Source organism: Microbacterium sp. MYb62 (genome assembly GCF_002979475.1).
Lineage (GTDB): Bacteria > Actinomycetota > Actinomycetes > Actinomycetales > Microbacteriaceae > Microbacterium.
In genome coordinates this window covers 315,445-335,715 of record NZ_PCOY01000002.1, presented here as the reverse complement: position 1 = coordinate 335,715, position 20,271 = coordinate 315,445, and the positions used below count along the sequence as shown (strand labels likewise).

The 20,271-nt window shown below is 69.2% G+C and carries 18 protein-coding genes; 7 read left to right on the top strand and 11 right to left on the bottom strand.

Features of this window, described 5'->3' with window-relative positions; genetic code table 11:
- Positions 1–7: 7 nt before the first annotated feature.
- The 7 genes from CQ042_RS04080 to CQ042_RS04050 are packed head-to-tail and all read right to left on the bottom strand — an operon-like array spanning position 8 to position 8,523.
- Positions 8–1,705 (bottom strand): sugar phosphorylase, encoded by a 1,698-nt coding sequence (locus tag CQ042_RS04080; protein ID WP_105668986.1) that lies wholly within the window; start codon positions 1,703–1,705, stop codon positions 8–10.
- Positions 1,702–3,024: a glycoside hydrolase family 36 protein gene (locus CQ042_RS04075; protein ID WP_105668984.1), complete on the bottom strand. Its 1,323-nt coding sequence runs from the start codon at positions 3,022–3,024 to the stop codon at positions 1,702–1,704. The genes CQ042_RS04080 and CQ042_RS04075 overlap by 4 nt, the downstream gene beginning before the upstream one ends.
- Positions 3,021–4,121 carry a Gfo/Idh/MocA family protein gene (locus CQ042_RS04070; RefSeq protein ID WP_105668982.1) on the bottom strand — a complete coding sequence of 367 codons (1,101 nt, stop codon included), beginning with the start codon at positions 4,119–4,121 and terminating at the stop codon, positions 3,021–3,023. Before CQ042_RS04070 ends, CQ042_RS04075 begins: the two co-directional genes overlap by 4 nt.
- Positions 4,115–5,173 carry a zinc-binding alcohol dehydrogenase gene (locus CQ042_RS04065; protein WP_105668980.1) on the bottom strand — a complete coding sequence of 353 codons (1,059 nt, stop codon included), beginning with the start codon at positions 5,171–5,173 and terminating at the stop codon, positions 4,115–4,117. The genes CQ042_RS04070 and CQ042_RS04065 overlap by 7 nt, the downstream gene beginning before the upstream one ends.
- 25 nt (positions 5,174–5,198) lie before the next feature.
- Positions 5,199–6,113, bottom strand: a complete 915-nt coding sequence (locus CQ042_RS04060) for a carbohydrate ABC transporter permease (RefSeq protein WP_219844805.1) — start codon at positions 6,111–6,113, stop codon at positions 5,199–5,201.
- On the bottom strand, positions 6,110–7,138 hold the full coding sequence (locus CQ042_RS04055) for a carbohydrate ABC transporter permease (protein ID WP_105668978.1): 1,029 nt from the start codon (positions 7,136–7,138) through the stop codon (positions 6,110–6,112). Before CQ042_RS04055 ends, CQ042_RS04060 begins: the two co-directional genes overlap by 4 nt.
- Positions 7,135–8,523, bottom strand: a complete 1,389-nt coding sequence (locus tag CQ042_RS04050) for an ABC transporter substrate-binding protein (RefSeq protein ID WP_219844804.1) — start codon at positions 8,521–8,523, stop codon at positions 7,135–7,137. The genes CQ042_RS04055 and CQ042_RS04050 overlap by 4 nt, the downstream gene beginning before the upstream one ends.
- A gap of 125 nt (positions 8,524–8,648) precedes the next feature.
- On the opposite strand from CQ042_RS04050, the gene CQ042_RS04045 reads away from it, so the two are divergent.
- The 7 genes from CQ042_RS04045 (at position 8,649) to CQ042_RS04015 (ending at position 15,460) form a co-directional block, all read left to right on the top strand.
- Positions 8,649–9,800 carry an ROK family transcriptional regulator gene (locus CQ042_RS04045; protein WP_105669275.1) on the top strand — a complete coding sequence of 384 codons (1,152 nt, stop codon included), beginning with the start codon at positions 8,649–8,651 and terminating at the stop codon, positions 9,798–9,800.
- A gap of 186 nt (positions 9,801–9,986) precedes the next feature.
- Positions 9,987–10,232: a ferredoxin gene (locus tag CQ042_RS04040; protein ID WP_258132015.1), complete on the top strand. Its 246-nt coding sequence runs from the start codon at positions 9,987–9,989 to the stop codon at positions 10,230–10,232.
- The gene (locus CQ042_RS04035) at positions 10,229–11,407 is read left to right on the top strand and encodes an NAD(P)/FAD-dependent oxidoreductase (RefSeq protein ID WP_105668972.1); all 1,179 of its coding nucleotides are present in this window, start codon (positions 10,229–10,231) and stop codon (positions 11,405–11,407) included. The genes CQ042_RS04040 and CQ042_RS04035 overlap by 4 nt, the downstream gene beginning before the upstream one ends.
- Positions 11,408–11,419: 12 nt before the next feature.
- On the top strand, positions 11,420–12,661 hold the full coding sequence (locus CQ042_RS04030; RefSeq protein WP_105668970.1) for a cytochrome P450: 1,242 nt from the start codon (positions 11,420–11,422) through the stop codon (positions 12,659–12,661).
- 106 nt (positions 12,662–12,767) lie between these two features.
- Positions 12,768–13,625 (top strand): AraC family transcriptional regulator, encoded by an 858-nt coding sequence (locus CQ042_RS04025; RefSeq protein ID WP_105668968.1) that lies wholly within the window; start codon positions 12,768–12,770, stop codon positions 13,623–13,625.
- A gap of 135 nt (positions 13,626–13,760) precedes the next feature.
- Positions 13,761–14,741, top strand: coding sequence for an aldo/keto reductase (locus tag CQ042_RS04020; RefSeq protein WP_105668966.1), 981 nt, complete (start codon positions 13,761–13,763; stop codon positions 14,739–14,741).
- Entirely contained in the window at positions 14,738–15,460 is a 723-nt protein-coding gene (locus CQ042_RS04015; protein WP_181157430.1) for a creatininase family protein, read from the top strand. The genes CQ042_RS04020 and CQ042_RS04015 overlap by 4 nt, the downstream gene beginning before the upstream one ends.
- 59 nt (positions 15,461–15,519) lie before the next feature.
- On the opposite strand, the gene rhaS is transcribed toward CQ042_RS04015, so the two are convergent.
- From rhaS to CQ042_RS03995, 4 genes are read right to left on the bottom strand one after another with little or no spacing between them, the layout of a single operon-like run.
- Entirely contained in the window at positions 15,520–16,560 is a 1,041-nt protein-coding gene (gene rhaS, locus CQ042_RS04010; protein ID WP_105668962.1) for a rhamnose ABC transporter substrate-binding protein, read from the bottom strand.
- A 60-nt stretch (positions 16,561–16,620) separates the two neighbouring features.
- A complete protein-coding gene (locus CQ042_RS04005) occupies positions 16,621–17,676 on the bottom strand; it encodes an ABC transporter permease (protein WP_105668960.1) in 1,056 nt (351 codons plus the stop codon).
- Positions 17,673–18,698, bottom strand: a complete 1,026-nt coding sequence (locus CQ042_RS04000; protein ID WP_105668958.1) for an ABC transporter permease — start codon at positions 18,696–18,698, stop codon at positions 17,673–17,675. The genes CQ042_RS04005 and CQ042_RS04000 overlap by 4 nt, the downstream gene beginning before the upstream one ends.
- Positions 18,699–18,700: 2 nt before the next feature.
- Positions 18,701–20,236: a sugar ABC transporter ATP-binding protein gene (locus CQ042_RS03995; protein WP_105668956.1), complete on the bottom strand. Its 1,536-nt coding sequence runs from the start codon at positions 20,234–20,236 to the stop codon at positions 18,701–18,703.
- Between the last annotated feature and the right edge of the window lie 35 nt (positions 20,237–20,271).

The following is a 20,271-nucleotide window of genomic DNA, read 5'->3' as shown; positions in this document are numbered from 1 at the left end:
AGGTCGCTCAGTCGCGATCCGTCGCGAGCCAGGCATATCCGAAGGGCACGAGCGTCAAGGCATCGTGGCGGACACCGGTGAGCAGATCGGTGCCGGCGAGCGAGGGAACGGTCACCGCGTCGCCGCTGACATTCACCGCCGCGATGACCTCGTCCGCGGTCTCTGCCGCCCGCCGCACCACCAGCACCCGGTCGTCGAGGTACTCGACTCGCTGGGACGCGAACGGCGAGAACGCCGGCACGACTCGGCGCACTGCAAGCATCACGCGCAGCCCCTCCAGCATCCCCGTGCGGCGTCCGGGCCCCTGCAGCTCCTCATCCAGACGGTCGGCGTCGAGAACCTCACGATTGATGCGTCGTGCGATGTCGCTGTCCCGCACGGCCTGATGATCCTGCGTGGAACCGAACAGCGAGTGGTGGTAGATCGCCGGGACCCCCACGAGGGAGAGCAGGATGGCGTGTGCGGCGAGGCCGCGGGTCACCGCAGACCGGTCGGGGAACGGGTCGCCCGGGTCCACCAGCGCTTCCAGGAAGTTCGTGTTCAATTCGTACACGCCCTCGCTGCCGTCCGGACGTCGGGCCATCGACACGCGGCCGCCGCGGGCGTGCGTACGCTCGACCAGCAGTGCCCGATCCTCGTCGGTCAGCAGACCCTCGGTCGGCCGAAGCCCGATGCCGTCGTGGCTCGCCAGGAAGTTGAACCAGGTGGCCGTGCCGCTCACCGGCTGCACGCCGCTCGCCCACTCGGAGAGCCCTGTGGCTCGACCCGTGACGAACGCGTGCAGCACCAGCGGCGGCAGGGCGAATTGGTACACCATGTGTGCTTCGTCATCCCCCTGGCCGAAATAGGTGACGTTGTCGACATGCGGCACGTTCGTCTCCGTGAGCAGCAACGTCCCCGGTGCGAGCTCATCGACGATCGCCCGCCAGATGCGGATGATCGCGTGGGTCTGCGGCAGGTGGATGCAGCTCGTGCCGGACTCCTTCCACAGATACCCGATCGCGTCGAGGCGCACGGTGGTGGCGCCGCGCGCGAGATAGCCGAGCAGGATGTCGGTGAGATCGAGCAGGACTGCCGGAGTCCGGGGATCGATGTCGACCTGATCAGGGCCGAAAGTCGTCCAGGCGCGCGCGACCGTGCCGTCGGGCCGTTCGTACTCGTGCGTGAGGGGACTGGTGCGCGGACGCACGACGTGCGAGACGTCGAAGTCCGTGCCCGGCTCGAGGAAGTATCCGGCATAGCGCGCATCGCGGGCGAGCCACGCGCGGAACCAGGGCGAGGAGCTCGAGAGGTGGTTGGCGACGAAGTCCAGGGCGAGCGCATACTCATCGTTCAGCTCGGCGACGTCCTCCCAGGTCCCGAGGGCGGAGTTGACCTCACGGTGGTCGACGACGCCGAAGCCGTCATCCGAGGTCCAGGGGTAGATCGGCAGGAGGTGCACGTCGCTGATGACATCGCCGATGTGCTCGCGCAGCACGCCGGCGAGCGTGTGCAGCGGCGTCTCGCCCGGGCGCCGGAAGGAGTCGCCGTAGGTGATCAGATACGCGGTGCTCTCATCGGGTCGCGTCTTCGCCGCTGGCGACAGACGGTCACGCCAGCTCTCGGCGAGATCGAGCAGCGCCGCGAGCACCTCGCTCGAAGATTCCGGATACAGCTCAGCCACGAGAGGGGCGAGCCGATACTCCAGACGCATCATGGTCTTCATGCCGTGCCGCCCTTCAGCAGCGCGCGGACGAGCTCCACCCCGTGCGCATCGAGGGCGTCGATGCGGTCGGAGAACCCACGGATACCGGGGGCGGCGAGAACCACGTCAGCCCACTCGTCTCGCAGGACGAACTGCGGACGCGCGACGAGGCAGTCCGGATCGTTGGTCCAGAGCCGGCCATGCTGCCAGGACCTCGCCTCGAGGGACATCTGCCCTCGGAGCCCCTGCGACCCGTCCTCGCCGCCTTCATGGAAGGTGTCGCCCGACACCCGCATCGCGTCGACGAGTCCGACGCTCGGCAGCATCGGTGCGCCGCAGCCGAGAAGGAACGCCTCATTGCCGAGCACGTCCCTGATCAGCTCCAGGCCCGAGCGGTAGGCGGCGATCGGCGTCGCCGTCGCATCCCATCGCTGCCCGGGGATCGCCCCCGAGTACAGGAAGTCGAGCTTCACGTAGTCGATGCCGAGCTCGCGGAGGTCTGTGAACACGCGCGTGAGGTACGCCCGCACGCCGGGATGTGTCAGATCGAGGCCCCGAAGATCGTCGCCCCAGTTGCGACCCGCGTCGCCGATGACCCAGTCCGGGTGTTCGCGCGCGACGGATGATGTCGCGCCCACCGAGAACGGCGCCGCCCAGATCCCCGCGCGGCGCCCGCTGCCACGGATCGCGGCGACGGCATCGGAAAGCGACCCGAATCCCGGGCGGAGTGCCGTCCACTCGCCGGTTCCGAGGCTCCACCCGTCGTCGATCTGCACGACGTCGACGTCGAGCTCGGACTCATCGAGGGCACGCAGATTCTGGAGCACATCGTCGGCGCGCACCTGTTCGAAGTACTGATACCAGCTGCACCAGACACGCGGTGCACGGGCGGCCGTCCGCGCGCCGGCAGCCGCGCCGAAGCGCTCACCGAACACGGCGAGCGCCGCGACACCGGCGTCGGCGTCGGCGTCGGTGTCGGTATCGGTCGGCTCGTGGGTCCAGGTCGCCACGCTGTCAGCACCTGAGTGGTCGGTGTCGACGACGATCCTGTCACCGTGACGGCTGGCACGGAGCGTGGGGACCGCCTGCGTCGCTTCACGTGCTCCGAACACCCGCACGGGCGCACCGCCACCCGGATCGACGACGAGAAGGCCCTCGCCCTGCCACGCATCGGCCGCGACCTCGGTGCCGGGACGAAACCGCATGGTGTGCTGCCAGGGCTCGGCCGGGCGATGGATCGGATCCCCGTCCGCGTACCAGGTGGTCGGACTCCAGCTCTGCCAGCCCTCGGCATACACACGGGCGTCAGGACCCACGACGATCTCATCGAGGACGTTCACTCTGCTCCACTCCGCCCACTGAGGGCCGTCGTCAGTTCGAGGTCGCGCGGATGCACCGGGGCACCGCCGCGTTCAGCCGATTCGACCGCGGCGAATGTCATCTGGACGGTCGCGAGGACGTGCTCCGCCGAGTTCTCCGGGTCGCGTCCGTCCACGACGGCGAACTGCAGCTCGCCCATCGCCCCTGCGAAACCGTCGGTGAACCACTCACCTTCCAAGGGGATCTCCGTGCTCGTCCCGCCGCTGTCCAGCACGAGCCGGTCGGAATCACGCAGGATGCTCCCCCGCAGCGTGCCCTTCGTGCCGTGTATCCAGAACGGGCACCCGCCGGCATGGGTGTTCGCGCTGCCGACGACGCGGATCGAGGCGCTCGCCCCCGTCGAGGTCAGGATGCGGAGGTCCGCTCCCCAGGGGTTGCGGGCGTGCGCGGGTTGTCCGGGCACGCGGTGATCGGAGGCGGCGACCTCGATGACGCTGCCGCCTTCGAGCCAGCATCGGCTGATGTCGACCCAGTGCACCAGATAGTCGCTCAGCAGCATGTGCGGGACGGCGTCGAACGGTGTTCCGGCCAGCGGCGGGAGAGGCTTGTCGTGCAGATGGGTCACGCCGACGACGCGCCCGATCCGCCCCTCGCGGATCAGCCGGGTCGCGAGCCGCCAGGCCGGAGCCCACCGCGCGTTCTGATTCACCGCGACGCGGACTCCTCGCGCACGGGCTTCTGCGAGCACGTCGAGGAGGCGAGGCAGATCTGCGGGGTCGCTGATGAGCGGCTTTTGCGCGAGCACGTGCTTCCCGGCCGCGACCGCAGCTGCGATCAATTCGACCCTGCCCGCCGGACCGGTCGCGAGATCGACGACCTCGACGCGGGGGTCGGCGAGCAGGTCCTCGGCTTTGTCGTGCACGACGGCGATGTCGAAGTCGGCGGCGAGCGCCCGCGCATCGGCGACTCGACGAGAAGCGACCGCGACGACCGGCACACCCCGATCGCGATACGCGGGGAGATGCGCGCTGCGGGCGATCCCGCCGGCACCGATGACTCCGATGGCGAGAGGACGCTCGGGGAATGTCGGCGCGTGCGGCGGGATCGGGGTCACCACGTGCGCTCCGGTGCCGCGTCGAAGCGCAGCACGACCTGCAGGATCTCGGGGTCACCGTCGTCGAGTCGCGCGAACACGGCTGCGACATCCGCGGCGGGCACGACATCGGTGACGAGCGCCGCGGCATCCACACGGTCGGCGAAGATCAGGTCCATCACCGTCCGCACGAGACGGGCCTGATCCCAGCGGCCGCTGAGCGAGACGGGAACCCCGCCGATCTGACTCGCGACGATCCGTACGCGGTTGTGGTGGAACTCCTCACCCAACCGCAGATGGGTCGCGCCTCCCTGATAGAAGCCGGACGCCGCCACCAGCCCCTCGGGCACGACCGAGCGGATCGCCTCGTGAAGGGCACGATCGGTTCCCGAAAGCTCGATCGCGCTGTCCGCTCCGCCGCCGGTCACCTCGCGGACCCGCTCGCCGGCGCCGCCGGACCGGAGCGCGTCGACCGTGTGGGCAGCACCGAACGACTCGGCGACCGCCAGCCGGGACGCCAGAGTGTCGACAGCGATGGCCCGGCCCCCGGAGAGGGCGACGAGTCGCGTGGCGAGAAGCCCGATCACGCCCTGCCCGAACACGGCCACCTGTTCCCCCAGGCGGACGTCGGCGGCGAGGACGCCGTTGAGGGCGATGGCCCCCACACGAGCGAACGTGCCGAGCAGCGGATCCACGCCCTCGGGGACGAGCCGCCCCGAGATCTGCGTCGCCGCGACGACCGCATCGCTGCGGTGTCCCCAGATGCCGTAGACGACCTCGCCGACCTGTACGTCGGTCACATCCTCGGCGACTTCGACGACCTGGCCGACCTCGGAGTAACCCCATCCGGACACCGGGTAGGCGAAACTCGGCTCACCTGGCACGAACAGCCGTCGCTCCGCATCCCAGGTCGAGGTCAGGTAGGGGTTCGTGCCACGGAATGCCGTGAGCTCGGTGCCGGCGGAGATTCCCGAGTACCAGGTGGCGATTCGGACACTGCCGGACGTCAGAGGCTGCGGCTCGACTTCGACCAGCGCGACTTCTCGGACGGCGGAGAACTGCACGACGTGGGGCACGGTGATGTTCCTTCCAGCAGGGGACTCAGCCCTTCTCCGCACCGGCGGTGAGACCCCCGACGAGGAGCCGCTCCGATGCGAAGAAGAGCGCGATGATGGGCAGGGTGAGAATGACGGATCCGGCCATGAGCACCGTCGTGGGAACCTCGATGCTGCCGGAGAGCTGCGAAAGGCCGAGGGAGACGGTCCATGCATCGCGCTTCTCCACCAGGAAGAGCAGCGCGAAGAGGAACTCGTTCCACGCGATCATGAAGATGAACAGGCCATTGGAGACGATCGCCGGCATGGCCAGGGGGATGCTGACCTTGCGCATGATCTGGAACCTGCTGCAGCCGTCGAGGGCCGCTGCCTCCTCGAGCGAGACCGGGATCGTCGCGAAGTAGTTGCGCAGCGTGTAGATGGACACTGCGGCGACCTGCGACACGTACACGATGAGCAGTCCGACGAGCGAGCCGCGCAGCCCGATCTGGGTGAAGAACACGAAGAGAGGCACAGCGAGCAGGATGGCGGGGAAGAAGTAGACGGCGAGGAAGAGTCCGGACACCTGGCGGCGTCCGAAGAACGCCAACCGACTGACGGCGTAGGACCCCGGGATCGAGACCAGAAGCGTCAGCGCCACGGTCGCGAGGGCGACGAGCAGCGAGTTGCGCATGAAGACGATGAACCCCTGTCCTCCTGCCTCCACAGGCGCGAGCACATCGAGATACGTCGACAGGTCGAGCTCGTCGAGAGAGATCCACAGCGCGCCGGGGTTCTGCAGCAGCGAGTCCAGGGAGCGGAAGCTCATGAGCACCATGTAGTAGAACGGCACCACGGCGACCAGCACCAGGAGCACGATCACCACGGGTCGCAGCACACGGAGAACGGCATTCTCGACGCGATCCCGGTCGAGTCGGCGACGCGGGGACATCTTCTTCGGGGCGTCCGTCGTCGAGCTCATGCCTGCTCCTCCTGACGGCCGAAGAATTTGAGGTACACGCCCACGAGGATCGCGAGGATCGCCGCGAGGACGAGGGCCTGAGCCGCCGCAGCGCCGATGTCACCTCTGGCGGTGAGCAGATCGAACACACGGACCGAGACGACCTCGGTGCCCGCACCCCCACCGGTGAGCAGATAGATGTCGTCGAAGTTGTTGAAGGTCCAGATGAAACGCAGCACGCACAGCACCGCGATCGTGGGCAGCAGTTGCGGCAGCAGGATGTGGCGGAATCGCTGAGTCGGCGTCGCGCCGTCGACCCTTGCGGCCTCGTCGAGAACACCGGGCACCGCCTCGAGCCGGGCGGTGAGGAACAGGAAGGCGAACGGGAATGACCGCCAGGCCTCGAACAGGATCACGGTGATCAGCGCCATGGGCAGCTCCACCTGCCAGCCGAAGATGCTGACGGGCAGGGCACGGTCGGACAGGAAGGCGATCGGGTCCTCCCACCCGAGAACGTTCACGCCGAACCAGTTGACGATGCCGAACTGCGGGTTGAGCATCGTGGACCACACGAAGGTGGCCGCGACGACCGGCGCCACGTACGGGAGGAGGAGCGAGGCGCGGATGAGTCCTCGACCGCGGAAGGGCTTGCGAAGCGCGAGGGCTGCGACCAGGCCGATGCCGATCGCGAGGGCGGTGCCGCACACCGCGTAGACGATGGTCGTCCACAGAGCGCTGAAGAACCCGGGGGAAGTGAGCACCTCGACGAAGTTGTCGAGCGTGTAGTCGCCGATGATGCCCGTACCGCGGATGTTGATGAGCCGGACGTCCTGGAACGCCAGAGAGATGGCCCAGACGATCGGCAGGACGACCGCCACCAGGATGATGATGAAGGTCGGTGAGATCAGGAGCAGGCCCGCGCGGTTCTCCTCCCGGCGGCGTCGCGAACCGCGCCGCCGCACCGGTGCGCTCTGCGACCTCGGCGGTGTGGTGCCGGGCTCGGGGCGAGGCGCCCCGAGCCCGGATCCCTCGACGACTCTGCTCACTTCAGCGACTCGCCGATCGAGCGCACCGCCTCGGCGGCGGTCGCGGCGGCTTCGGCCGGGTCACCGCCCTGTGCGACGTCGCTGACGGCGGTCGCGACCGGGAGCTCTCCCTGCAGCGCGCCCAGCAGCGTGCCCTGACCCTGCGTGATGCCCCAACGGGCGAGGTCTTCGGGCCCCGCCGCCACGGCCGCGAGCACCTCAGGGGCGTAGAAGTCGGACAGCGGCGCCTTGGTGTCGACTCCGGCGGGCAGCGTCGCCCAGAGGTCGGAGTACAGCGTCGGCTCGTCGGGGGTGCCGGCGCGGACCGGAACCTTGCCCTCGGGGGCGATGGCGATCCAGGGCTCGTAGCCGTCGGTCATCATGTATTCGACGAACGACTGCGAGGCCTCGGTGTTCGCACCCTCCGTGATCGTCCAAGACGTGATCTCGCCGAACTGGGCCGGAGCATCGGCATCCGGGCCCGTGATCGAGGTGACGACGCCCGTGTTCTGGGCGAGGAACGCGGGGTCGGCGACGCATTCGGGGCACGACGGCTTGGCGTCCTCGCGGAGTCCCGCCAGCTCATCGAGCACGAAACTCGACCAGATGAACATGGCGGCGTCACCCGCGAAATAAGTGGCCCGGGTGGTGTCGACATCCTGCGCACCGGGCACGGAGTAGTTCTCCGTCAGATCGCCGTAGAACTCGAAGGCGCTGACGCATGCGTCCGAGTCGAGTTCGACATCACCGTCTTCGTTCACCAGCTCGCATCCGTTGCCCAGCGCGATCTGCTCGAAGGTCTGCTCGGTGAAAGCGTCTCCGGGGGCCGTGGCTCCGACGAAGCCGGCGATGTCCGGGGAATCCAGCGTCTTCGCGGCCTCGAGGATCGACTCGTACGAATCGGGCGCGTCCAGCCCTGCGGCCTCGAAGAGGTCGGTGCGGTAGAAGAGCATCTGCGTCCACGACTCGCTCGGAATCGCCAGCGGAGTCTCACCGTCCGAGGTCAGCGTGAGCGCGTTCTCGGCGAAGGTCGAGGCATCGAGCGCATCGATGGTCGCGGCCACGGCATCCGTGTCGACGAACTCGTTCGCCGACAGTGTCCGCACCTGGGGCAGTGAGATGCCGCCGATGACGTCGGGAAGATCTCCCGCCGCGGCGGACGAGGTGATGAGCTGGGCGAACTGGTCCTCCGCCACCGACACGACCTCGACCTCGATCCCGGTCGTCTCCGTGAATGCATCGACGATCTCCTGGGTCGCGGCGACCCGGTCGGGAAGGTCCTCCTGGACCCAGAACGTGATGCCGTCGGCATCGCCATCCTCATCTCCGGAGCTCGTGCATCCGGTGAGGGCGATCGCCGTCAAGCACACCGCGGCCATTGCTGCTGCTGTCGCACGGGTCTTCACTATGCGCCTCCTTGCGCTGAACCTGCAGGGTCGAACCGTCGGGTCGGCTCCATTAAGACTAAAAGCTAGACATAAGTCGCCTAGCTGTCAAGCATTATGCTGAAGTCACACACATGGAGGTGCTGATGTCCGGTCCCGGCGACGTGCTCGATCTGATCCGAGAGCGTCGAGCATTCACACGCGGCGACGTGCTCGAGATCACCGGTATGTCACGGATGACCGTGGCGACCCGCATCGACGCCCTGCTCGAGGCGGGCCTCATCATCGAATCGGGAACCGAGAAAGTCGCTGCGGGCCGCCCCTCTCGCCGCCTCGAATTCAACACCGGACACGCCTTCGTGATCGCCGCCAACGTCGACACGACGCACACGACGGTGGCCCTCACCGACCTCGCCGGGCGCGTGGCAGCCGAGGAACGCATCGAAGTCGCGGTCGCCGACGGCCCCGACGTGACACTCAACGCGATCGCCGACCGCGCGAAACATCTGCTCGCAGACGGACGGATCGGGCGCGAAGACGTCGCGGCGATCGCCCTCAGCATTCCGGGTCCCGTCGATCCCGATACCGATCGCCCCTCCCAACCGCCGATCATGCCCGGGTGGGACGCGTATCCGATTCCCGATCACCTGAAGGCAGCACTCGACGTGCCCGTCCTCGTCTCGAACGATGCGGATGCCGCAGCGCTGGGCGAGCAACGCGTGGCGCACCCGGGCTCTCGGGCGTTGTGCTTCATCAAGGTGTCGTCGGGAATCGGGACGGGGATCGTCCTCGGCGGCAAGGCGTATCGCGGGACGGACGGCGGCGCCGGAGACATCGGACACGTGAAGATCGCCGGCCACGGTGACCTGCTCTGCCAGTGCGGCGCGCGCGGATGCTTGGCGGCGGCCGCATCGGGCCGAGCCGTCGCTCGCGCGCTCGTCGATCTCGGCAAGCCCACCGCGTCAGCCTCGGATGTCGGCGTCTACCTCGCTGACGGCGACCCCGACGCCGCGCGCCTCACCCAGGCGGCCGGTCGCGTGATCGGCGAGGTGGTCGCGACCATGGTGTCTCTGCTCAATCCCTCCGAGGTCGTCCTCGGGGGCGTACTCGCCTCACCGCCTCTGCTGGCGGGCGTGCGCGAGACCCTCTACCCTCGATCTCTCCCCCGCGCGACCAGGCACCTGAGCATCAGCCAGTCCACCCTCGGCGAGAAGGCCACAGCGGTGGGCCTCGCCGCGATGGTCGTGGAGCGCGAGTACTCGGCGTCCGCCGTCAACGCGGCCCTCGCCCGCAGCTGACCGCCGCGCCGCCTCACGAAGGACGCGCGCGCAGGGAGAAGAACGGCGTTCCGTCGTGCGCTTCGGCGCGCCCTCGCACTCCGGTGCGCCCTCGCACTCCGGTGCGCCATCGCACTCCGGTGCTTCCCGCGGTGCCCGTGATCGCCCAGTCCATGTTCTGACCGCACGGAGCATAGGAATCACGGCGTGCAGCGACTTGAATCGACCGTATCGCCCCGTGAGTACAGAGGAGTACCGATGAGCATCGTGGTCCACTCAGACGCCTGTGTCGGTGCCGGTCAGTGCGCCCTGGTCGCCCCGGACGTGTTCGATCAGGATGACGACGGCATCGTCATGCTCCTCGACCCCGACCCGCAGGGCGCCCAGCTCGACGCCGCCGTGCGCGCCGCCCGCCTGTGCCCCGCCCGTGCGATCGCCGTGGCCTCGCGATGACCACCCCGACTCGGGTCGTCGTCGTCGGGGCGTCGATCGGAGGACTGACCGCAGCCGAGACGCTGCGCCAGGAAGGGTTCCACGGCGAGATCATCGTGCTCGGCGACGAGCCGCGCCTGCCGTACACCCGCCCGCCGCTGTCGAAGCAGATCCTGCTCGGCGACTGGGAGCCGGAGCAGGCCGCGATCCGCACGGCGGCGGAGCTCGACGGCCTCGACATCCAGGTGCGCACCGGATGCACTGCGACCGCGCTCGACCTCGAGACGCGAACCGTGCACACCACCGACGGCCCCGTGCCCTTCGACGAGCTCATCATCGCCACGGGGACCGACCCCCGGCCGCACCCGCTCCTGCCCTGGGCGCCCACCCTGCGCACGATGGAGGACGCGCTGCATCTTCGCGACCGCGTGCGCGCGTCCGACCGCATCGCCGTCATCGGCACGGGCATCCTCGGCTCGGAGATCGCCAGCGCCGCGCGAGCGCACGACGCCGAGACGCTCCTGATCGGCCGCTCGGGCATGCTCGGGTTCGGGGGTGTCGGCACCCTCCTCGCTCCCGAGCTCGCCCGCCTGCACGCGGACAACGGCGTCGAGCTCGCGCTGAGCGCCGACGTCACCACGGCCGCTCCACTGGCGTCCGGCGGCTCCGATCTCACCCTCGGCGACGGCACGACCCACCGCGTCGACCTCGCCGTCGCCATGATCGGCGGTGCCCCCCGCACCGCATGGCTCACCACCTCCGGCCTGTCCGTCGCCGATGGCGTCGCCTGTGACAGCGACGGCTTCGCCGCTCCCGGAGTGTCCGCGGTCGGCGATGTCGCCGCGTGGGCCGACCCGGAGACCGGACGACACGTCCGTGTCGAGCATCAGAGCAACGCGATCGAGCAGGCGATCGCCGTCGCCACCCGTCTCACCCACGGCGCGTCCGCCGCACAGCCGATCCCGCTCTTCTGGTCGGAGATCCACCACACCCGCATCCACGCCTACGGCTGGTTCGCCCCCGAGCGCGCCCTCGTCGACATGACGCACGCCGACGGGCGCGGAACGGTGCACGGCAGCCGTGATGCCGACGGCCGCGTACACGGGGTGGTCGGCTGGAACGCCGCTCCGCGTGACTTCCGCACGGCCCGCGCCGCGGTCCTCGCCTCCACACCCACCCTCATCTCGCAATCCTGAAGGAGACGATCGATGACGATCCCCGCGCAGTGCCCTTTCCACGCCCGATCGCTCCCCGGAGACGGCACCCCTCTCTCTCCGTCACCTCAGCTCGCCCAGTGGCGCGAGGAGGGGGCGCTGGTGCCGCTCGACTTCCAGGACGGACATGAGGGTCTGGTCGCGACCCACTACGAGGCCGCGATCGCCGTGCTGCAGGATCCGCGGTTCAGCATGCGGCCGGGACGGATGCCGGTCGGCCCCGGACACGCCGCGCACGAGGGCGGAGCGGAGAGCGCCGCCGTGCCGCTGGAAGCGGCCGGGGAGCTCGACGAGTCCGGTCGGCGCTCCGACGACCTCAACCTGCTGAACCTCGACGGCGAGGAGCACTCGAAGCTGCGCCGCGCCGTCACCGGCCGATTCTCGGTGCGACAGGCCCGCGGGCGCGAGCCCTGGATCCGCGCGATGATCGCCGAGCAGATCGCGCAACTGCGGGCGAAGGGTCCGGTCGTCGATCTGTGGCGCGACTACGCGATGCCGATCTCGGCACGGACGCACTGCCATGTGATCGGCATCCCCGACCACCACTACCCGCGCTTCGTCGAGCTGTTCGTCGAGGAGTCGACCGCGCAGCAGAAGTACGACTTCATCCGCGCCCTTCTGGAGGAGCGCCGCGAGACCCCGGGCGAAGACGTCATCACCGACCTCCTCGACAACCCCGATCTCGACCGCGTGGAGATCGAGGGGCTGCTGCGGCTGCTGATGGGCGCGGGCCGCGACTCCGTCGCCTACCTGATCGCCACCGCCTCCGTCGCACTCCTCACCGACCCCGCACAGCTGGCCATCCTCCGCGACGACCCCGAGGAGATCAGAGCGGCGGTCGAGGAGTTCATGCGCGTCGGGGCGATGTTCGTCACGCTCTTCGCGCGCACGGCGACGGAGGACGTCGTCGTCGAGGGGATCCCCGTCGCGGCCGGCACATCCGTCGCCGTGTCGCCGGTCGCCGCCAACCGCGATCCCGGCCGGTGGGAGCGACCGGAGGAGTTCGATGTGACCCGTGACGCGTTCGGGCACCTCGGATTCGGCTACGGCATCCACGGCTGCATCGGACAGCAGGTGGCCCGCGTCGAGATCCGCGAGGCGATCACCGCCCTGCTCGAGGCCTTCCCCGCGCTGACGCTCGTGGACGCCGAGCAGCTCACACCGCAGCCGTTCGCGCATCCGGTCGCCGTCTACGAGGCCGGCACGGTGTCGGTGCGCCTCGACGGGCGCGGATAGCGCAGGAGATCGACAGGCAGCGACGCGTCGCTGCCTGTCATCATCGAAGGGGACGGCCCGCCTGCGCACCGGACGTGTGCGTTCACCGACGACGAGGGAGGCAGACATGGACTCCGCCGAGGACCCGGTCGTCGTCGGGGCGAACTGGTACCGCTTCACCTCCGGCGAGCGCATCGTGAATCCGCACGTGATGAGCATGTCGTTCATCTGGATCATCAGCGGCGCGGGCGAGATCCGCGCCGACGGACAGCGCTTCGCCGTGGATGCGCAGCATGTGGTCCGGCTGCCGTGGCGGCATCACGTCGAGTACCGCGCGCAGCGGCGCGGCCCGTTCCACGTCGGCACCCTGCACATCGTGCCCCGGTACGACCGCTCCGAGCCGGTCGTACCGAGGGTCGCGCACCTTCCGGGCGATCCGCTGCTGCTCGACCCCGCCCGCAGCGGCGACCCGTCGGCCTTCCGCGCGGGCCTGTCGACGATGCAGAACGGGGCGGCCCGGCGCATCACGGAGTTCGGCACCATCGCCATCGAACGCCTGGGAGAGGGTGCGTTCGACGAGGAGTACTTCCGGGCACTCGGCCGGCTGATCATGCTCGACAACGCCTCGTGGGCCGATGCGCACTCCCCTCAGGCTCCACTGCCGGGAACGCTCGAGCTGATGATGACGTTCATCCGTCACCACATCGCCGATCCGCTCACCGTCGCCCGGGTCGCCGAAGCGGCGCGCTGCAGCGAGACCACAGCGCAGCGGCTGTTCACCCGACACACGGGCGAGTCCCTGCAATCGTGGATCCGGCACACGCGGCTGCGTGAAGCGGCGAGCCTCCTGCGCAGCACGGGCCTGCGGGTCAGCGAGGTCGCCCAGCTGGTGGGCTACCCGGATCCGCTCTACTTCTCGCGGGCGTTCCGCACGGCATACGGGGTACCGCCCAGCAGGTTCGCTCAGGCCACGCTGCGGCCCTGACTCCGAGCGGGCGGCTGATCGTCCAGTCCATGTTTTCGGCGCTTCGGCGACCTCTGCGGACTCGTCGATCTCCGTACGTTGGACAGAGAGTCGCGCAGTCCGTCTGCGCCCGAGCGTGAAGGAGCGCACCCGTACATGGCCACGAACCGTCGACCTTTCGGACGCACAGGATGGGACATCAGCGAAGTTTCGTTCGGTGCATGGCAGTTGGGCGGCCAATGGGGGCCCGTCGATGACGCCGCGTCGATCCGCACATTGATCGACGCCTACGAGCAGGGCATCAACTTCGTCGACACGGCGGAGATGTACGGCTCGGGGCACAGCGAGGAGGTCGTCGGCCGTTCGCTGCGGGAGTGGAAGGGCGAGCGCGTGTACGTCGCCACCAAGATCCAGCCCACCGCCTGGCCGCACCCCTCGGTCCAGGACCCCGACATCGCCGTCGCCTACCCGCGGGAGTACATCCGCGCACAGGCGGAGCAGTCGCTGCGTCGCCTCGGCGTCGAGCGGATCGATCTGCTGCAGCTGCACTGCTGGATGCCGGGCGGGATACAGGACCGGGGCTGGCTCGACGCCCTGCACGAGCTTCGCGCCGAGGGCAAGGTCGATCGCATCGGCGTCTCGCTGCGCGACTACCGCGCCGACGAGGGCGTGGCCCTGGCCGCGTCCGGTCTCGTGGATGCGATCCAGGTCATCCACAACGTCTTCGAGCAGAAGCCGGAGCAGGACCTGTTCCCCGCGGCGGCCGCGTCCCGGACCGCGATCATCGCCAGGGTCGTGCTCGACTCCGGCTCCCTCAGCGGCGCGTGGACCCGCGATTCCTACGACGGCTGGGCCGACGACTCGGTCCTCAAGAGCATGTTCCGCGATGAGCGCTTCGCCGAGACGCTGGCGCGCATCGCCGAGATGAAGAAGGTCACGGAGCCGTTCTACGAGGGCCTCGATGAGGCGGCCGTCCGCTTCGTCCTCGACCGCCCCGAGGTGTCGACCGCGATCGTCGGCATGACCACGCGGAAGCGGATCGCCCGCAACGTCTCATTCGCCGACGGCGCGGGCCTGGCAGAAGGTCTCCGCGAACGCCTCGCGGGCTTCGAATGGGAGAGGAACTTCTACGTATGAGCGTCACCACCGCCGCCGCCGACCGGCTGAGCCCGCAGCAGATCGCGGAGCGCCTCGCCGCGGCATCCGTCGTCTACATCCCGCTCGGCTCGCTCGAGTTCCACGGCCCCCATCTGCCGATCGGGCTCGACGCTCTGACGGCGCACGGGCTCTGCCTGCAGGCCGCCGAGGTCGGCGGAGGGATCGTGCTCCCGGTCGTGCACCACGCGGTCGGCGGCGAGCACAGCCGCTACCCGTGGACGATCATGAGCGCCTCGCCGTCCGCGATCGAGACGCTCCTGACCGAGACCCTCGCGCGCCTGTCGGACTTCGGCGTGCGCCGGGCCGTCCTGCTCAGCGGCCACTTCGCCGACGAGCAGCGCGACCTCATCACGCGCGTCGCCGAGCGGTGGAACGCCACGGATGCAGCGCTGCGCGCCGTCGCCCGCACGCTCGGTCAGGCCCCGCAGCCGCCGGTCGCTCCCGACCATGCCGGCCGCTTCGAGTCGCTGCTGCTGCACTCCCTGGCGCCGGAGCTGGTCCACGTCGACGCGCTCCCCGACCCCGGTGCCTTCCCCGCCCCCGCGGACGAGGACCCGTTCGGACAGGACCGCCACCGCGCCGACCACCCTCTGCACGGCGTGTTCGGCCCCGATCCGCGTGCCCTCGATGTCGACGCCGCCGCCGGGCTCCGCGATCACCTGGTCTCCTGGATCGCGAGCCTCGCCGTCGCCGACTGACACGGCAAGACGAAGGGCCCGGCCGGAGTGATCCGGCCGGGCCCTTCCGGCGCCAGGACTCAGAAGTCGAAGTCGCCGATGTTGTCCTTGTCGAACACGTACGGGTCGCCCAGCAGCACGGTCGCGTCCTCGCCGACGGTGAACGAGCCGAGCTCGCCCGCCTCGAAGGTGTCGCCTTCCTTGCCCGTGATGTCGCCCTTGATCAGGGCGGCGGCGGCGAACGCCGACAGGTAGCCCAGGTCCTCCGGGTTCCAGAGGGCGAACGCCGTGACGGTGCCGTCCTCGACGTACTCGCGCATCTGGTTCGGGGTGCCGAGGCCGGTCAGAGCCACCTTGCCCTTGTAGTCCGACGTGGAGAGGTAGCGCGCCGCGGCCGAGATGCCGATCGTGGTGGGCGAGACGATGCCCTTCAGGTTCGGGTGCGACTGCAGCAGTGCGGCGGTCTTGTCGAACGAGATCTGCTCGTCGTCGTCGCCGTAGACGACCTCGACGAGCGTGATGTTCGGGTGGTCTGCGGCGAGCAGCTCCTTCATCTTCTCGATCCAGGCGTTCTGGTTCGTCGCGTTGGCGGTCGCCGAGACGATCGCGATCTCTCCGGCGTCGCCGATCTGCTCGGCGATGAGGTCGACCTGCACCTTCGCGATGCCGTCGGCGGTCGCCTGGTTGATGAACAGGTCGCGGCACTCGGGGTTCGTGTCGGAGTCGAAGGTGACGACCTTGACACCGGCGGAGCGGGCTTCGTCGAGGGCGTCGCAGATCGCCTTCGGGTCGTTCGCCGAGACGACGAGCGCGCCGACACCCTGCTGGGTGGCGGTGTTGATGTAGCTCACCTGCGCGTCCGGACCGGATTCGGCGGGACCGACCTCGGCGAAGGTGCCGCCGATCTCCTCGACCGCGGCCTCGCCGCCCTTGCTGGACGTGTCGAAGTACGGGTTGCCGAGGCTCTTGGGCAGGAAGGTGATCGCCAGGTTGTCGCTGCCACCCGAGCCCTCGGTCGAGCCGCCGCCCGAGCCTCCGGTGTCGGCGCAACCGGTGAGGACGAGGGCCGTGGCCACCGCGACGGCGGCCAGGGCCGCGACGCGCTTACGTGCAAACATCATTGTTCTTCCTTTCGTGCGGGCGACCGAGACGGATGTCCTCGGTCGAAGGATCCAGCGTCGTCACGACGCTGCGGACGGTGCGGGACGAGGGAGGCGGTTCGGATGCTGTCGGCGCTTCTGGAGCCACGTCAGCACGCTCGCGCCGACCACGGACAGCACCAGGAGCACCCCGGTGATCACATTGATCACGTCGGAGGTCACGTTCGCCAGACGCAGCGCGCTGGAGAGCACGCCGATGAGCAGCACGGCGGCGACGACCCCGTAGAGCTGGCCGCGACCGCCGAAGACCGACACCCCTCCGAGGACGACGGCGGCGATCACCTGCAGCTCCAGCCCCGTGGCGTTGTCGCCGCGGGCGCTGCCGAACCGCAGGGTGTAGTAGATGCCGGCGAATGCCGAGACCAGACCGGCGAGCACGAAGAGGAGGAACTTCGTCCGCTCGACGTGCACCCCCGAGAAGCGGGCGGCCTCCTTCGACAGCCCGATCGCGTAGATACCGCGGCCGAAGGGGGTGAACTGCAGCACGATCACGAAGAGCACCAGCAGGATGAGGAACGGCACCATGATGTACGGGATCGTGGTCCCGGAGATCTTCGCCTTCGCGAGTGCCGTCCACGCCTCGGGGAAGTCGGTGACGGCGGTGGTGCCGAGCAGCCCGACCGCGAGTCCGCGGAACAGGGCGAGCGTACCGATCGTGACGGCGAGGGAGGGAAGCCCGACGACGGTGACGAGGAACCCGTTGAAGGCGCCGCCCAGCGCTCCGACGAGCAGGGCGAGGAAGGCGGCCACTTCGAACGGGAGGCCGGCGTGCACCCCGGCTCCGGTGACGACACTCGCCAGACCCACCATGCTGCCGACCGAGAGGTCGATCTCGCCGGTGATCATGATCAGCGTCATCGGCAGCGCGATGAGCAGGATGGGAGCCACGTCGAGCAGCAGGTAGTTCACGGTGATCGGCTGGCCGAATCCGCGGACGGAGACCATCGAGTAGATCACGACGACGATGAGAAGGGCGACGACGCCCATCTCGCGGCTCACGAGGACACGACGCCACAGGGGCTTCTCGAAGTCGCGCGTGACGCGGTTGCTGCTCGTGGTGGCGGTTGCCGTGGTCATGACTCGTCCCTCGCTTCGATGAGTCGCCGTCTCTGCCGTACGGCCAGCCAGCGGTCCAGCACGATCGCCCCGATGATGAGCACGCCGACGACGGCGCGCTGCCAGAAGTCCGGGATGCCGAGGATCGGCAGTGCGCGGTTGATCGTCATCAGGAGCATCGCGCCGATGGCCGCGCCCCATACCGTGCCGACCCCTCCCGTGATCGCGATGCCGCCGATGACGGCGGCGCCCACGGCGTCCAGCTCCCAGCCGGCACCGGCCTGCGAGCTCACCGACCCGTACCTGGCCGCGTAGAACACGCCCGCGAGGCCCGCGAGGGCGCCCGAGAGGAGGAATGCGGTCAGCACCCGCCGGGTGACCCGCAGACCGTAGAGCTCGGCCGCCGCCGGGTCGGAGCCGATCGCGTAGTACTCGCGTCCGCCGCGGGTGTTGCGCATGTACCAGGCCGCCGCGGCCAGCACCACGAGCGCGACGATCGCGAGGATCGGGATCGTGAGGAGCTGCCCCGTGCCGATGGCGAGGAAGTCCTTGGGCATGTCCGAGGCGTTGACGCGGGTGGAGCCCGCCCAGATGACATTGATGCCGCGGTAGGCGTACAGGGTCCCGAGCGTGATCACCATGGCGGGCACGCGCGCGAACGCCACCAGCGCACCGTTGATGAGGCCGAGGGCGGCGCCGAAGAGCACGGCGCACACCACCACGACCGGGATCGGGATGCCGGGGAAGTCGATGAACATGCGACCGGTGAGATAGGCCGAGAGACCCATCACCGAGCCGACCGAGAGGTCGACGTTGCGGGTGATGATCACGAATGCCTGGCCGATGGCGACGAGCACCAGGATCGACGGGGTCAGCAGCAGGTCGCGCCAGCCGTCGGCGCTGAACAGGAACGCGGGGTTCTTGGCCGTGGCGGCGATCACGACGAGGGCGAGCGCGATCAGGATCCCGAACTCCCGCGCCTTGCCGAGCGCACCGATGTGTCTGGTGAGACCCGATACCGGGATGCGGGTCGTGCTGGTCATGCTCACGAGTTCTCCCCCGCGTCGATGGTTGCCTGCGGTGACGCGTGCGTGGCGGCGAACATGACGTTCTCCGAGGTGGCGTCCGCGCGATCGAGCTCGGCGGTGATCCGCCCTTCGCGCATGACCAGCACCCGATCCGCCATGCCCAGCACCTCGGGAAGCTCGGAGGAGATCATGAGGATGCCCTTGCCCTCGACGGCGAGCTGCGACAGCAGTCGGTGCACTTCGGCTTTGGTGCCGACGTCGATCCCTCGGGTGGGCTCGTCGATGATGAGCACGTCGGGCTGCGTCGCCAGCCACTTCGCGAGCACGACCTTCTGCTGGTTGCCGCCGGAGAGCGTCGCCGCGACGGTGTCGAGGGCGTGCGCCTTCACCTCGAGTCGGCTCGCCCACTCCCGGGCGGCGCGGTTCTCGAGACCGGTCGTGATCAGCCCGAAGCGGGAGAGGCGGCGGCGGATGGCGGTCGTGATGTTCCGCCCGACACCGGATTCGATCACGAGGCCCTGCTTGCGTCGATCCTCGGGGACCAGCGCCAGTCCGGCGCGCATCGCCTCGGTCGGGCGCGAGCGGGGGATCCGCCTGCCCTTCATGGTGACGCTGCCTTCGCGGTAGTCGTCGACGCCGAACACGGCACGCGCCACCTCGCTGCGGCCGGCGCCGACGAGGCCGGCGAGTCCGACGATCTCTCCCGCACGCACCGTGAAGGAGATGTCGTGGAAGATGCCGGGGCTGGTCAGGTTCTCGACCTCGAGCAGCGGCTCCCCGATCGTCGACTCCATCTTGGGGAAGAGCTCGGTGACGTCGCGGCCGACCATCTGGCGCACCAGCTCCGCCGGGGTGGTCTCGGCGATCGACGTCGTGGCGATGTAGGCACCGTCGCGCATGACGGTGACCGTGTCGCACAGGGCGAAGACCTCATCGAAGCGGTGGGAGATGAAGATCAGGCCCCTCCCCTCGTCGCGCAGGCTGCGGGCGATGACGAACAGCCGCTCCACCTCGACACCCGACAGGGCCGCGGTGGGCTCGTCCATGATCAGCACCTTGGCGTCGAGCGAGACGGCCTTCGCGATCTCGATGACCTGCTGGTCGGCGATCGAGAGTCCCTCTGCGGGACGGTCGGGGTCGATCGTGACGCCGAGCCGCGTGAACAGCCGCTCGACCTCGTGCCGCATGGCCTTGCGGTCGATCCGGCCGAAACGCCCGACCGGCTGCCGGCCCATGAAGATGTTCTCGGTGACGGTCAGGTCGGGGAACAGCGTCGGCTCCTGGTAGATCACGGCGATTCCGGCGGCCTTGGACTGCGCCGTCGACACGAAGTCGACGTCTTCGCCCTCGAGCTGGAACCCGCCGCCGTCACGGCGGTAGAGCCCTGCCACGATCTTGACGAGCGTGGACTTTCCTGCGCCGTTCTCGCCAATGAGCGCGTGAATCGAACCGGCCGAGAGCCGAAGGCTGCCCGAACGCAATGCCACCACTGCGCCGAACGACTTCACGACCTTGGAGAGCTCGAGGACCACGGGTGCGGCATCGCTGGGCACGGGTGCCTCCTCATCGAGGTTGGGATCGGGATGAA

Bases quoted from the DNA above. Each gene is read 5' to 3' on its own strand.
- CQ042_RS04060 (WP_219844805.1), bottom strand. From the start codon at position 6,113: ATGAGCTCGACGACGGACGCCCCGAAGAAGATGTCCCCGCGTCGCCGA.
- CQ042_RS04030 (WP_105668970.1), top strand. From the start codon at position 11,420: ATGACGATCCCCGCGCAGTGCCCTTTCCACGCCCGATCGCTCCCCGGA.
- CQ042_RS04080 (WP_105668986.1), bottom strand. From the start codon at position 1,705: ATGAAGACCATGATGCGTCTGGAGTATCGGCTCGCCCCTCTCGTGGCT.
- CQ042_RS04005 (WP_105668960.1), bottom strand. From the start codon at position 17,676: ATGACCACGGCAACCGCCACCACGAGCAGCAACCGCGTCACGCGCGAC.
- CQ042_RS04035 (WP_105668972.1), top strand. From the start codon at position 10,229: ATGACCACCCCGACTCGGGTCGTCGTCGTCGGGGCGTCGATCGGAGGA.
- rhaS (WP_105668962.1), bottom strand. From the start codon at position 16,560: ATGATGTTTGCACGTAAGCGCGTCGCGGCCCTGGCCGCCGTCGCGGTG.
- CQ042_RS04045 (WP_105669275.1), top strand. From the start codon at position 8,649: ATGTCCGGTCCCGGCGACGTGCTCGATCTGATCCGAGAGCGTCGAGCA.
- CQ042_RS04000 (WP_105668958.1), bottom strand. From the start codon at position 18,698: ATGACCAGCACGACCCGCATCCCGGTATCGGGTCTCACCAGACACATC.
- CQ042_RS04015 (WP_181157430.1), top strand. From the start codon at position 14,738: ATGAGCGTCACCACCGCCGCCGCCGACCGGCTGAGCCCGCAGCAGATC.
- CQ042_RS04025 (WP_105668968.1), top strand. From the start codon at position 12,768: ATGGACTCCGCCGAGGACCCGGTCGTCGTCGGGGCGAACTGGTACCGC.
- CQ042_RS04020 (WP_105668966.1), top strand. From the start codon at position 13,761: ATGGCCACGAACCGTCGACCTTTCGGACGCACAGGATGGGACATCAGC.